Here is a 12,833-nt window from a genome sequence, read left to right on the forward strand (position 1 = left end):
GGACGCAATAACCTCGCAGGTAACGCCGATTTCACGCTGCGGAAAATCAGCTCGCCGCGTCGCGCAGGTCTTCTGCCTCCTGGAACGGCGGCGTGATCGGATTGACCGGCACGTTCCAGATCTCCTCGGCATATTCGCGGATGGTGCGATCGGACGAGAACCACGCCATGCGCGCTACGTTGAGGATGGAGGCGCGGGTCCAGGCCGGTGCCACCTGCCAGCGCGCGTCAATGCTGCGCTGTGCCTCGAAATAGGAATCGAAGTCTGCGCTGACCATGTAGTGGTCGAGATAGCGCAAAGCGTGCGCGATGGATTCGAACCGTCCGGGATCGCCGGGCGAGAACTCGCCGGCGCCGATCGAATTGATGGCGCGCTGGAGCTTTGGCGATTTGCGGATCACGTCCGAGGCATCCAGCCCCTGCTTGCGACGGATCATCACGTCGCCGGCCTCCATGCCGAAGATCGCGATATTCTCCACGCCGACATGGTCGCGGATTTCGATATTGGCGCCGTCGAGCGTGCCGATGGTGATGGCGCCGTTCAGCGCCAGCTTCATGTTGCCGGTGCCGGAGGCTTCCATGCCGGCGGTCGAGATCTGCTCGGACAGGTCGGCCGCGGGAATGATGACCTCCGCAAGGCTGACATTGTAGTCGGGTAGGAAGACGACTTTCAGCTTGCCGCCGATCGCGGCATCATTGTTGACGACCTCGGCGACATCATTGATCAGCTTGATGATCAGCTTGGCGTAGCGGTAGCTCGCCGCGGCCTTGCCCGCAAAAATCTTCACCCGCGGCACCCAGTTGCCGTTGGGGTCGTCCTTGATCGACTGGTACAGCGCGACCGTCTCGATGACGTTCAGGAGCTGGCGCTTGTATTCATGGATGCGCTTGATTTGCACGTCGAACAGCGCGTTCGGATCGACCTTGATGCCGAGCCGTTCGCCGATCAGGCGCGCCAGCGCCGTCTTGTTGTGGAGCTTGACGGCGCGGAATTTGCGCTGGAATTCGACGTCGCTGGCGCGGGCTTCGATCAGGCTGAGCTGGGTCGGATCGTCGAGCACGGCCTCGCCGCAGGTCTCGCGCAACAGGTCGGTGAGTTTCGGGTTCGCCAGCATCAGCCAGCGGCGAAAGGTGATGCCATTGGTCTTGTTGGTGATGCGGCCGGGATAGAGATGGTTGAGGTCGTGGAACACGGTCTCGCGCATCAGGTCGGAATGCATCGCCGAGACGCCGTTGATGCGGTGCGAGCCGACGAAGGCGAGCTGGCCCATGCGCACGCGGCGGCCGCTCCTCTCGTCGATCAGCGAGACCGATGCGCGGAAGTCGATGTCGCCGGGCGCCCGCGCTTCGGCCAGCGCGAGATGCTGGACGTTGATGCGGTAGATGATCTCGAGATGGCGCGGCAGCAGCCGCTCGAACAGCTCGACCGGCCAGGTCTCGAGCGCCTCGGGCAGCAGCGTGTGATTGGTGTAGGAGAGCGTCGCGACCGTGATCTTCCACGCCTCGTCCCAGCGGAAATTGTGCAAGTCGACGAGGATGCGCATCAGCTCGGTGACGGCGAGGCTCGGATGGGTGTCGTTGAGCTGCACTGCGACCTTCATCGCGAGGCTGCGAAGCTGCCCGTCGGAGGTAAGGTGGCGATTGACCAGGTCCTGAAGCGAAGCGGAGACGAAGAAATACTCCTGGCGCAGCCGCAGCTCGCGGCCCGCCGGGCTCTCGTCGTTCGGATAGAGGAATTTGCAGATCGCTTCCGCGCGCGACTGCTCGGCGCTGGCGCTGACATAGTCGCCCTTGTTGAAGGCGTCGAGCTTCAACGGATCGGGCGAGCGCGCCGACCACAGGCGGAGCGCATTGACGTGCTGGCCGCGCCAGCCGACGATCGGCGTGTCATAGGCGATCGCCTGCACGGTCTCGCCCGGATGCCAGATCGCGCGGTCGCGGCCCTTGTCGTCGACATGTTCGACGCCGCCGCCGAAATGGACGTGATAGATCACCTCGGGCCGCTGCAATTCCCAGGGGTTGCCGAAGCCGAGCCACTCATCGGGATATTCCTGCTGCCAGCCCTGATTGATGATCTGGCGGAACAGGCCGTAATCGTAGCGGATGCCGTAGCCGATCGCGGGGATCGACAACGTCGCCATGCTCTCCATGAAGCAGGCGGCGAGGCGCCCGAGACCGCCATTGCCGAGTGCCGCATCCGGTTCGCATTTGCGCAACTCAGGCAGCGACACGCCGAGATCGCCGAGCGCGACCTCGAAGATCTTGAGCAGCCCCATGTTGTTGAGTGCGTCGGTGAAGAGGCGGCCGATCAGGAATTCGAGCGAGAGATAATAGACGCGCTTGCGCCCCGCATCGTAGCTGCGCTTCTCGGCCGAGAGCCAGCGATGCACGATGCGGTCGCGCAACGTAAGCGCCGCGGCCTGATACCAGTCGTGCTTGGTCGCCATGCCCGCGTCCTTGCCGATGGCAAGGCGCAGCTTCGCCAGGATCGCGCCTTTGATCTCAGCCAGCGCAAGTTCATCGATGGGTTGGTCGAGGGCGGCGAAATTTGGCTGGAACGATTGATCTTGCAAGGCCGTCACTTCCTGGTCGCGAGAACACCACTCACCCTACGCGTCTTGCTCCTGCACCGGAACCATCGCTGGCGCGGCCGTGCACTGCGCTGGCGTAAAATTATGCAAGGAACGGGCCGGTTTGGGAACCCGGACGAGCACGGAAAAGCGCGGATTTGCTGCTAGAATGGCCGCCAATTCAGCCATCAGTGTGGAGGAGATGCCCCATGAAACTGCTGATGCGACTGATGATCGAGATCGCCATTTCTGTCCTGCTCGTCGTCTGCATCGCCGCCTCCAGCGCCGCATTCGCCGCCGGTAGGTCCGGCCGCAGCGCCGATGGGCTGAGCTGCGGCTTTACCGTTCCGCAAAATGCGTCCCCCGCCGCCCGCTGCGCCGCCATCAAGCGTCAATGCGGCGGCAAGTTTTATGCGAATGCGTGCGGGGATAGGTTGATGTCGGCGGCGAATTGAGGGGAAAGTCGCGCTACAAAGAAAGTGTCGTCCTGGCGAAAGCCAGGACCCATTACCCCGACTGTCAGAGAAGCCTCGACCGGTCATTCCAGTCGGGATTTTCCTCTTCGATCAGCTTGATTTTCCAGTCGCGCTTCCAGAACTTCAATTGCTTCTCGCGCGCGATCGCTTCCTGCGGTGTCGCGAGTGTTTCGACATGCACGAGGCGGAAGATTTTGTACCTGTGCACGAACCTGGAGCCTCGACCCGACCGGTGTAACTCAAGCCGCGCGCGGATGTCGTTCGTGACGCCGATGTACAGCGTCCCGTGATGGCGGCTTGCGAGGATATAGACGTAGTAGCTGCCTGCGCTCATGGGTGGCTCAAGCTCTCGCAAGAGCAACGCTGACCGGGCTAATGGGTCCTGGCTTTCGCCAGGACGACGTCTTCAAACAATCGCTTGCAGTAATAGAACAAATTAAGAACACTTTAGCAAGTCTTTGATATATCATTGTGATTCGGTGCGTTGCCGACACAATATCTGGGGTCTGCCAGACGTCGCGAGGACTACATGTCCACCATTGCCTTCGATCAATTTGCCCTCACCCGGATCGCGGATTTCGCGCGCTCGCTGTCGCGGCTGCATCAGGCGGCGCGGCGTTACGCTGTCGATGACGACCAGTTCGACCGCGAGTTCAATGCGGTGTGCCAGTCGATCTGGGGCTACACCATCGATGACGTCAGCGACGATCTGTTCGCGGCCGAGGACCATCTGTTCCTCGACACGCTGGACGAAGCGCATGCGCGCATCTTCGCGGCCGAACAGGGCTACGACCTCGTCGACGAGGCGGGCATGCTGACCGACTGGTGGGGTTTTTGCTGGATGATCTTGGCCGAGAAGCGTGGCCTCCTCACGGCGGACAATCGCGCCGCCGCCCGCGCGGCCATCGAGGAGAAATACCTGGCCGCGCCGAATGTGATCGGAGTGATTATCGGGCGGTGATCTCGTGCCCCGGACGCAGCGCAGCGCTTCTTCGGCGGTGCGCTGCAGAGCCGGGGCCCATGCGCGTGGGACACTGGGTCCCGGCTCTGCGGAGCAGCGCTACGCGCTGCACCGCGTCCGGGACACGAGAGCGAATTAATCTAGCCCCGCGCGCTTCGCCGGCTTCTGCGCCTGTGTCTTCGGCCCGGTCACATCAGGCAATGTTTCACGGACGGTTTCTGCCGATGCCGGCGCATCCGCCGCCACCGTCTCTGCCCGCACCGGAGCGACCTTCATCTCGCCGAGACGCGCGCGGACCTGCGCGGTGAGGCCAGGAAAGGAGGCGACCGGGATGAACTCCGCGGTCTGGTCGTTGCCGAGGCGAATGCCGGTATAGGCGACGAGGCCGTCGGTGGTGGCGATGACGTCGCCTGCTTTCAGCGAGCTGTCGAGCGCGAGATCGACCGGGGCAAGCCCGACCGGCTCGCGGCCATTGCAGGTGCAGTCCGCGCGCAGCGCCTTGCGATAGGCGAATGCGTTCTCGCTGTCGGCGTAGCGCTCGCCGGTCTGGGCAGTGGCGCCGTCGATACTGGAGCCGAAGAAGATCTTTGTGGCGGTGGCAGGACAGAAGGCCTGACACATCTGCGCCGGCGAGGCGGTGCCGCGCATCAGCGGAAAATATTTGCCGTCGCAACTGCGCACGCAAAAGGCCGGGCCTGAGCCGCTCGCCGCGCGTGTTGGCGGCACGTATTGCTGGTTCGCCGGATTTTGCTGGCCGGTGAAGGGGTCGGTCGAGGAGTTCCCCTGCTGCGGCTGCGGTCGCTGCATTCCGCCGAAGAAGAAGTCGAACAGGCCTTCGGCCGAAACGGGGGCCGGGGCCGCGAGCATGGGGCCCGCAAGGATGGCGACTACAAGCACCGCACGACGCTGCCGCCGCGCATGGGACAACTCTGTACGCAATGCTCACTCCACCCGACGCTACTGAACCGGCCAGGACCATTCGAGATCTCGGCACACGATTCACCATAATGCGCGATGGTAAATGAGCAGTTGCCGCGAGGCGGTTTCAAGACGAGGCAGTGACCTCTTTAAGGCCGGCTACAGCTTTGACGGACGGCGTTGCTTCCATGTCACGCCCACGATGACGACGGAGAATGTCGCCGCATCGCCTTAGGCCTTCAAGAATTCCGATGCCTTGTACAGCGAGCGGAACGGCAGGCCTGCCGCGCCGAAGGTGTCGTCGGCGCCTTCCTCGCGGTCGACCATGGTCAGCACCAGCACCACCTCGGCGCCGGTCTCGCGCACGGATTCCACCGCCTTCATGGCCGAGCCGCCCGTGGTGGTGACGTCCTCGACGATCACGACGCGCTTGCCCTCGAGCGTCTCGCCCCTGGGGAGGCCCTCGATCGCGAGCTTCGCGCCGTGCTCCTTCGGCTTCTTGCGCACGAAGAATGCTGCGATCGGATGCCCCTTGATCCAGGAGATCTGCGCGAGCGCGCCGGCCAGCGGCACCGCGCCCATCTCGAGACCGCCGATGAAATCGAGCTGGTCGTCCTTCAGCGTCTCGTAGGTGAGCTCGGCAAGCAGCGTCGCGCCCTCCGGGTCCAGCATGGTCGGCTTGAGGTTGAAGTAGAAATCGCTCTTGCGGCCCGACGCGAGCGTCACCTCGCCGCGGCCGAAGGAGCGCCGGCGGATGATTTCGAACAGGCGGGCGCGGGAGGCTGATTTCGACACTGCGGTCCCTCGGGAGCGTTTTTGGCGGAAGCGGAATTTATCCGCCACGGCGGTGACATTCCAGAGGGGGCGGGTCCCGTCAACAGGGATCGGCCATCTCGGTCTGCCGGTTGTAGGGCTGCAACTTTCTGGAGTAGTTGGATGCCCGATATCTCGGGGACGGAAACAGGGCAAGGAAACTGGGCATGACCATCGAGCTGCACACCTGGAACACGCCGAACGGCCGCAAAATCTCGGTCGCGCTGGAGGAAATGGGGCTGCCCTACAAGGTAATCCCGGTGAACATCAGCAAGGGCGAGCAGATGGCGCCTGGGTTCCTCAAGCTCTCCCCGAACAACAAGATCCCCGCAATCGTCGATCCCGAGGGGCCGGACGGCAAACCGGTCAGCATCTTCGAGTCCGGCGCGATCCTGCTCTATCTGGGCGAAAAGACCGGCAAATTCCTGCCGAAATCACTTTCGGGCCGGATCCCCGTCTATGAATGGCTGATGTGGCAGATGGGCGGCTTCGGGCCGATGCCGGGCCAGGTGCACCATTTCATTGCCCTCGAGAACGAGCAGGACCGCGCCTATGGCCTGAAGCGCTACATGGCGGAGACGCGCCGGCTCTATGGCGTGCTGGACCGCCGCCTCGACGGCCGCGATTTCGTCGCTGGCGACCTCTCGGTCGCCGACTTTGCCATCCTGGGCTGGGCCTGGCGCCATCCTCGCCACAAGGTTGAGCTGGCCGATTTTCCCAACGTCAAGCGCTGGTACGAAGCCCTGATGGCGCGCCCGGCGGTGAAGCGCGGGATGGACGCGAAGCTGGATTGATCTTTCTCTTACCCTCCCTCCAGGGGAGGGTAAGAAAGCTCACACCTTCTTGGCCTCCACCGCCATCCGCACCGCGAGCCCGGCCAGAACCGTACCCATCAGCCAGCGCTGCACCAGCATCCAGCTTGGCCGACTCGTCAGGAACAGCGCGATTGATCCGGCGGCGAGCGCGATCATGGCGTTGACGCTGACGCTGAGCGCGATCTGGATCGCGCCCAGCACCACTGACTGCATCAGCACGCTGCCGGCGGTCGGATCGATGAACTGCGGCAGCAGCGCGAGATAGAGCATCGCGATCTTCGGATTGAGCAAATTGGTGACGAGCCCCATCGCGAACAATTTGCGCGGGCTGTCGATCGAAAGCTGCTTGACCTGGAACGGCGAGCGTCCGCCGGGCTTCACCGCCTGCCAGGCCAGCCACAGCAGATAACCGGCACCCGCAAAGCGCAACGCGTCATAGGCGAAGGGAATGGCGAGCAGCAGCGCCGTGATGCCAAACGCCGCGGCCAGCATGTAGACCACGAAGCCGAGCGCCACACCGCCGAGCGAGACGATGCCCGCGGCCGGTCCCTGCGTGATCGAGCGCGAGATCAGATAGATCATGTTCGGTCCGGGCGTGAGCACGAGACCAAGGCAGACGAGAGCGAAGCCGAGCAAGGCGGAGGTGTGGGGCATGGGTGAACCGGTGCGGGAGATGCGGTGGTTCTAATATGCGGGGGACGACGGAGCCACCGCGCAATTGCTCGGAGGACAATTCGATTCCCGCGTCTTACCCCCAACGTCGTCCCGGCGAAGGCCGGGACTCATACCCCAGCGAGAAGTTGTGATGCGAGATCGTAGTGGGCAATCTTCGCCTAACTCTATCCTGTGGTTATGGGTCCCGGCCTTCGCCGGGACGACACCGTGTGTGTGGCCTCAGTCGCAAGCGGGGAGGGGTAAGAGAAGTTCAATGCGCCTCGTCCCAGTTCGTCGCCGCGCGGGCATCCACATGCAGCGGCACCGAGAGCAGCACGGCGGGGAACGGCGCGTCCTGCATGACGTGCTGCACGACCGGCAGCGTCGCTTCGACCTCCGCGTCCGGCACCTCGAAGATCAGTTCGTCATGCACCTGAAGCAGCATCTGCGCCGAGAGCTTCCTCTCCGCGAGTGCGTCCTCCACCCGCGTCATGGCGCGACGGATGATGTCGGCGGCGGTGCCCTGAAGCCGCGCGTTGATCGCGGCACGCTCGTTGAAGGCGCGCACCGAGGCATTCGACGCCTTGATGTCGGGATAGTGGCACTTGCGGCCAAACAGCGTGGTGACATAGCCGTGGCTCCGGCAGAAATCGCGGGTCTCGTCCATATAGGCGCGGATGCCGGGGAAGCGCTCGAAATACTTCTTGATATAGGCCGAGGCCTCTTCGCGCGCGATGCCGAGCTGATTGGCGAGACCAAACGCCGAGATGCCGTAGATGATGCCGAAATTGATCGCTTTCGCACGGCGGCGGATTTCGCTCGGCATGCCCTTGATCGGCACGCCGAACATCTCCGACGCGGTCATGGCGTGAATGTCGAGTCCGTCCTTGAACGCCTGCTTCAGCACGGGAATGTCGGCGATCTCGGCGAGCAGCCGCAGCTCGATCTGCGAATAGTCGGCGGAGACGAGCTTGTGCCCGGGCGTCGCGATGAAGGCGCGCCGAATTTTGCGGCCGTCCTCGGTGCGCACCGGGATGTTCTGCAAATTCGGTTCGTTCGACGACAGCCGGCCCGTCGTGGTCGCGGCCAGCGCGTAGGTCGTGTGGACGCGATGGGTCTGCGGATTGACGTAGGTCGGCAGCGCATCGGTGTAGGTCGATTTCAGCTTGGAGACCTGGCGCCACTCCAGAATCTTCTTCGGGAAATCGTGGCCCTGCTCGGCGAGCTCGTCGAGCACCTGCGCGGTGGTCGACCATGCGCCGGTCTTGGTCTTGGTGCCGCCGGACAGCCCCATCTTGCCGAACAGGATGTCGCCAATCTGCTTGGGGCTGCCGACATTGACCGGCTCGCCGGCGATCTCCTGGATCTCGGCCTCGACCCGCGCCGCAGTCTGGGCGAAGTCGCCGGAGAGACGCGACAGCACCTGGCGGTCGATCGAGATGCCGCGCCGCTCCATCCGCGCGAGCACCGCGACCAGCGGCCGCTCCAGGGTCTCATAGACCGCGGTCATGTGCTCGGCGACGAGGCGCGGCTTCAGCACGCGCCACGCGCGCAAGATCATATCGGCGCCCTCGGCCGACAGCGGCGTGGCTTTCTCGATCGGCACCTGGTCGAAGGTGATCTTGCCCTTGCCGCTGCCGAGCAGCTCACTCTCCTTCAGCATGGCGTGACCGAACCAGCGCTCGGCGAGCGCTTCGAGTCCATGCGAGCCGCGGCCGGCGTCGAGCACATAGGAGATCAGTTGCGCGTCATCGGTGTTGCGCAAGGTGATGCCGTGCTGTGCCAGCATGACGGCGGTGAATTTGACGTCGAAGCCGATCTTGAGGATGCCGGCGGATTCCAGCACAGGCCGGAGCGCCTCGATCGCATCGGCATGCTTGACCTGGTCCGGTGCGAGACCCGCATCGAACAGGCCCGCGCCGCCGCCGGACTGTTTGTGCGCGAGCGGCACATAGCAGGCCTCGTTCGGCGCCAGCGCCAGCGCGATGCCGCAGAGGTTGGCCTGCATCGGATCGATGGAGTTGGCGCGGATCTCGACCGCGACGTGGCCGGCATCATGGATGCGCGCAACAAAGGCGTCGAGCTCGACGAGATTTTTGATCGTCTGATATTTGCCGCGATCGACGGGGAGCTTTCGCAAAGCCTCCTCGCGCGCGGCGGCAAGTGAGATCGGCGCGCCCTTGAGGCTGGTGCCCTTGTCACCCTTGTCGCCACCCCTGGCCGTTGCGGCAGGGCTGGCGAAGAGATCGCCGGACGTCTCGGACGAAATTGTCTTGGCCGCGCCGTCGCCACCGCGTGCCTCGCTGCTGTTCGCCACATCGGCATCGACATTGGCGGGATCGATCTGCGAATAGTCGGCGACGCGGCGCGTCAGCGTGGAAAACTCCATCGCCTTCAGGAAGGCGACCAGCTTGCGCGCGTCGGGCTCGTGGACGGCGAGGTCGTCGAGCGGCACCTCCAGCTCGACCTTGTCGTCGAGCAACACGAGTTTCCGTGAGATCCGCGCCTTTTCGGCATTCTCGATCAGCGCCTCGCGCCGCTTCGGCTGCTTGATCTCGGTGGCGCGGAACAGGAGTTGCTCAAGATCGCCATATTCGACGATCAGTTGCGCCGCGGTCTTGATGCCGATGCCGGGCACGCCCGGCACGTTGTCGGTGGAATCGCCGGCCAGCGCCTGCACTTCGACCACCTTCTCCGGCGGCACGCCGAACTTCTCGATCACCTCGGGGATGCCGATGCGGCGATCCTTCATGGTGTCGTACATGACGACCTTGTCGGTGACGAGCTGCATTAGATCCTTGTCTGACGAGACGATCGTCGTCGTCGCGCCGCGCTCGCCGGCCTCACGCGCATAGGTCGCGATCAGATCGTCGGCCTCGAAGCCGCCCTGTTCCAGGCAGGGCAGGTCGAAGGCGCGCACGGCCTCGCGGATCAGCGCGAATTGCGGGATCAGATCGTCCGGCGCCGGCGGCCGATGCGCCTTGTATTCGGGATAGATCTTGTTGCGGAAGGTGACTTCCGACTTGTCGAACACGATCGCCAGATGCGTCGGCCGGTTGTCGGCGGGCATGTCGCGGAGCAGCTTCCACAGCATGTTGCAGAAGCCGAGCACGGCATTGACCTGAAGACCATCGGACTTGCGGTTCAGCGGCGGCAGCGCGTGATAGGCGCGGAAGATGTAGCCGGAACCGTCGACCAGGAAGATGTGGTCGCCCTTGCCGGCCGCTTTGGCTGCGACCGGTTTGGCAGCAGGCTTGTCAGCAGCGGGCTTGGTGTCGGCTTTGGCGGCGGTCTTCGGGGATGTTTTGGGCATGGCCGCAATGTATGAATTTTTGCGGGCTTTGACAGCCTTGGATGGGCGATTTTCGGGTTGCTGGCGCAGCTATCCCCACTGTCATTCCCCGGCTTGACTGGGGGAATCCAGTACGCCGCGGCCTATCGGTCGATAATCGCCGTCTCTGGAATACTGGGTCCGGTCAAGCCGGGCGACGACAGCGAACGGATTACTCCGCCGCCTGCAACACCGCGCCCGCCTTCTTCGGCGCGATCCAGAATACATTCGGCCGCTCGAACAGGAAATGGCCACCGAGCCGCAGCACGGCCTGCCAGATCGCGAGTGCTCCAATCACGCCCACAATGGTGACGATCAGCGACACCATGCCGATGTCGGGAATGATGCCGGTGCGCAGCAGCAGTGTCCGCGTCGCCGCCATCGGCAGGAAGAAGGCGAGGTAGATCACGATCGAATTCTCGCCGCAGAAGCGCAAGGCGTTCAGCCAATGCGCGCGCGCGAGCAGCGTGCCTGACGTGATGATGGCGCAGGCACCGGCAAAGCCGAGCACGAGCGACACGATCTTCCATTCGCTCGCGCCGAACGCGACCACGCTTGCATTGACCAGTGCCCAGGCCGCGAGCGCCGCGAGCGCGAGTCCGGGATGCTTGCGGGCGCGGTCCGACAGCGCGAACACGTAAGGCGCAAACAGATAGCCCGAATAGAAATAGACGACGCGCGCGCAGAACTCGTCGATCGCGGTCCAGCCGGTCGTGATGCGCGCCGTCTCCAGCGCGGTGGCCACGATCAAGATTGCGAGCGGGGGGATTCGCCGTGTCAGTTTTGTGACGACGAAGAACACCGGCAGGAGATAGATGAACCAGAGCGTGCCGAACGGCTCGATGAAGGATTCGAGATACAAGAGGCCAACGTCGTGCCAGCCGGTTTCGGCGGCGAAGGCGGGCGCCTTGAAGCCGAACTGGATTGTCACCCAGACGACATAAAAATAAGCGAAATGCACCACCTTGCGGTCGAGATAGGTTCGCCAGTCCCGATCGATCACCAGGGGCAGGAACAGGCCCGAAATCAGGAAGAAGTCCGGCATCCGGAACGGCTTTGCGAAGGCCACCAGCACATGCATGAAACCGGTCTCGCCGGCGGCGAGCTCGACCCCCAGCACGGAATGCATCATCACCACCATGACAATGCAGATGCCCTTGGCGTAATCGACCCAGTCGACACGCGCGGTAGCCGGGGCGTTGGAGCTCCCGCTCGCGGCGATTGTGCCTGATGGTGTCATGGTGTCCCTGTTCGAAGCGTGTTCCGCCCGGCTCTGTCTGGGCCTGGGGCAGTGTGGCGCCTTGCGGCTTACGATTTCTTTACCGGTACAATTCGTGTGCCGGTTTTTGCGTGCGGACTGTTCCCGACCATCGGGAAAATGCTAAACCGCCCCGCATTGGGGTTTCGTTAACCAAGCCAAAACAGGGTTTTTCATGCGCATCGCGATGATCGGCACGGGGTATGTGGGACTGGTGTCCGGGGCCTGCTTTGCGGATTTCGGTCACGACGTCACCTGCGTCGACAAGGACGAGAAGAAGATTGCTAGCCTTCATCGCGGCGAGATTCCGATCTACGAGCCCGGGCTGGACGAGCTGGTCGCGACCAACGTCAAGGCCAAGCGGCTCGATTTCACCACCGACCTGTCCAAGCCGGTCGCGGATGCGGATGCCGTGTTCATCGCGGTCGGCACGCCGTCGCGCCGCGGTGACGGTCATGCCGATCTCTCCTACGTCTACGCCGCGGCGCGCGAGATCGCGCAGTCGCTGTCCGGCTTCACCGTCGTGGTGACGAAATCGACCGTGCCGGTCGGCACCGGCGACGAGGTCGAGCGCATCATCCGCGAGACCAATCCGTCAGCCGACGTCGTGGTCGCCTCCAATCCCGAGTTCCTGCGCGAGGGCGCGGCGATCCGCGACTTCAAGTTCCCCGATCGCGTCGTGGTCGGCACCTCCGACGAGCGCGGCCGCAAGGTGATGGGCGATATCTACCGTCCGCTGTCGCTGAACCAGGCGCCCTTGATGTTCACGGAGCGCCGCACCGCCGAGATGATCAAATACGCCGCGAACGCGTTCCTCGCGACCAAGATCACCTTCATCAACGAGATCGCCGATCTCTCGGAAAAAGTCGGCGCCAACGTGCAGGAGGTCGCGCGCGGCATCGGCCTGGACAATCGCATCGGCACCAAGTTCCTGCACGCCGGCCCCGGCTTCGGCGGCTCGTGCTTCCCGAAGGACACCAAGGCGCTGATCAAGATCGCGCAGGATTACGACGTGAGCCTGCGCATCGTCGAATCCGT

The 12,833-nt window shown here is 63.7% G+C and carries 11 protein-coding genes; 4 read left to right on the forward strand and 7 right to left on the reverse strand.

Translation table 11 applies throughout. The annotated features are described in order from the left end of the window. Positions 1–46 precede the first annotated feature (46 nt). Positions 47–2,572, reverse strand: a complete 2,526-nt coding sequence (locus ABIB73_RS22320) for a glycogen/starch/alpha-glucan phosphorylase (protein WP_354227351.1) — start codon at positions 2,570–2,572, stop codon at positions 47–49. 206 nt (positions 2,573–2,778) lie between these two features. On the opposite strand from ABIB73_RS22320, the gene ABIB73_RS22325 reads away from it, so the two are divergent. Then, positions 2,779–3,024 carry a hypothetical protein gene (locus tag ABIB73_RS22325; RefSeq protein ID WP_354227353.1) on the forward strand — a complete coding sequence of 82 codons (246 nt, stop codon included), beginning with the start codon at positions 2,779–2,781 and terminating at the stop codon, positions 3,022–3,024. A 64-nt stretch (positions 3,025–3,088) separates the two neighbouring features. Here ABIB73_RS22325 and ABIB73_RS22330 read toward each other — a convergent pair whose 3' ends face one another. After that, complete coding sequence (locus ABIB73_RS22330) at positions 3,089–3,379, reverse strand: GIY-YIG nuclease family protein (RefSeq protein ID WP_354227355.1); 291 nt, start codon at positions 3,377–3,379, stop codon at positions 3,089–3,091. Between the two features lie 195 nt (positions 3,380–3,574). Between ABIB73_RS22330 and ABIB73_RS22335 the strand changes: the two genes are divergently transcribed. After that, positions 3,575–4,006 carry a hypothetical protein gene (locus ABIB73_RS22335; RefSeq protein WP_354227356.1) on the forward strand — a complete coding sequence of 144 codons (432 nt, stop codon included), beginning with the start codon at positions 3,575–3,577 and terminating at the stop codon, positions 4,004–4,006. Between the two features lie 135 nt (positions 4,007–4,141). Here the strand turns inward: ABIB73_RS22335 and ABIB73_RS22340 are convergent, their stop codons facing one another. Both ABIB73_RS22340 and pyrE read right to left on the reverse strand, forming a co-directional pair. Continuing rightward, positions 4,142–4,903 carry a DUF2865 domain-containing protein gene (locus tag ABIB73_RS22340; protein ID WP_354227397.1) on the reverse strand — a complete coding sequence of 254 codons (762 nt, stop codon included), beginning with the start codon at positions 4,901–4,903 and terminating at the stop codon, positions 4,142–4,144. 252 nt (positions 4,904–5,155) lie between these two features. Next, on the reverse strand, positions 5,156–5,719 hold the full coding sequence (gene pyrE, locus ABIB73_RS22345) for an orotate phosphoribosyltransferase (protein WP_354227358.1): 564 nt from the start codon (positions 5,717–5,719) through the stop codon (positions 5,156–5,158). Positions 5,720–5,904: 185 nt separating this feature from the next. On the opposite strand from pyrE, the gene ABIB73_RS22350 reads away from it, so the two are divergent. Further along, complete coding sequence (locus ABIB73_RS22350) at positions 5,905–6,531, forward strand: glutathione S-transferase family protein (protein ID WP_354227360.1); 627 nt, start codon at positions 5,905–5,907, stop codon at positions 6,529–6,531. Positions 6,532–6,570: 39 nt separating this feature from the next. Here the strand turns inward: ABIB73_RS22350 and ABIB73_RS22355 are convergent, their stop codons facing one another. The 3 genes from ABIB73_RS22355 to ABIB73_RS22365 all read right to left on the reverse strand — a co-directional run bounded on the left by ABIB73_RS22355 (position 6,571) and on the right by ABIB73_RS22365 (position 11,777). Further along, the gene (locus ABIB73_RS22355; protein ID WP_354227362.1) at positions 6,571–7,206 is read right to left on the reverse strand and encodes a LysE family translocator; all 636 of its coding nucleotides are present in this window, start codon (positions 7,204–7,206) and stop codon (positions 6,571–6,573) included. Positions 7,207–7,477: 271 nt separating this feature from the next. After that, positions 7,478–10,519 (reverse strand): DNA polymerase I, encoded by a 3,042-nt coding sequence (gene polA / locus ABIB73_RS22360; protein WP_354227364.1) that lies wholly within the window; start codon positions 10,517–10,519, stop codon positions 7,478–7,480. 190 nt (positions 10,520–10,709) lie between these two features. Beyond that, positions 10,710–11,777, reverse strand: a complete 1,068-nt coding sequence (locus tag ABIB73_RS22365; RefSeq protein ID WP_354227367.1) for an acyltransferase family protein — start codon at positions 11,775–11,777, stop codon at positions 10,710–10,712. A 193-nt stretch (positions 11,778–11,970) separates the two neighbouring features. Between ABIB73_RS22365 and ABIB73_RS22370 the strand changes: the two genes are divergently transcribed. Beyond that, the coding region (locus ABIB73_RS22370; protein ID WP_354227369.1) for a UDP-glucose dehydrogenase family protein at positions 11,971–12,833 on the forward strand (863 nt) is incomplete at its 3' end.

The sequence above is a fragment of the Bradyrhizobium sp. F1.4.3 genome (assembly GCF_040548375.1).
In the GTDB taxonomy this organism is placed as follows: Bacteria; Pseudomonadota; Alphaproteobacteria; order Rhizobiales; family Xanthobacteraceae; genus Bradyrhizobium.

What these genes read in the sequence shown, in the direction of transcription:
- ABIB73_RS22325 (WP_354227353.1), top strand. Translation starts at nt 2,779, where the DNA reads ATGAAACTGCTGATGCGACTGATGATCGAGATCGCCATTTCTGTCCTG.
- ABIB73_RS22330 (WP_354227355.1), bottom strand. Translation starts at nt 3,379, where the DNA reads ATGAGCGCAGGCAGCTACTACGTCTATATCCTCGCAAGCCGCCATCAC.
- ABIB73_RS22335 (WP_354227356.1), top strand. Translation starts at nt 3,575, where the DNA reads ATGTCCACCATTGCCTTCGATCAATTTGCCCTCACCCGGATCGCGGAT.
- ABIB73_RS22350 (WP_354227360.1), top strand. Translation starts at nt 5,905, where the DNA reads ATGACCATCGAGCTGCACACCTGGAACACGCCGAACGGCCGCAAAATC.
- ABIB73_RS22355 (WP_354227362.1), bottom strand. Translation starts at nt 7,206, where the DNA reads ATGCCCCACACCTCCGCCTTGCTCGGCTTCGCTCTCGTCTGCCTTGGT.
- polA (WP_354227364.1), bottom strand. Translation starts at nt 10,519, where the DNA reads ATGCCCAAAACATCCCCGAAGACCGCCGCCAAAGCCGACACCAAGCCC.
- ABIB73_RS22365 (WP_354227367.1), bottom strand. Translation starts at nt 11,777, where the DNA reads ATGACACCATCAGGCACAATCGCCGCGAGCGGGAGCTCCAACGCCCCG.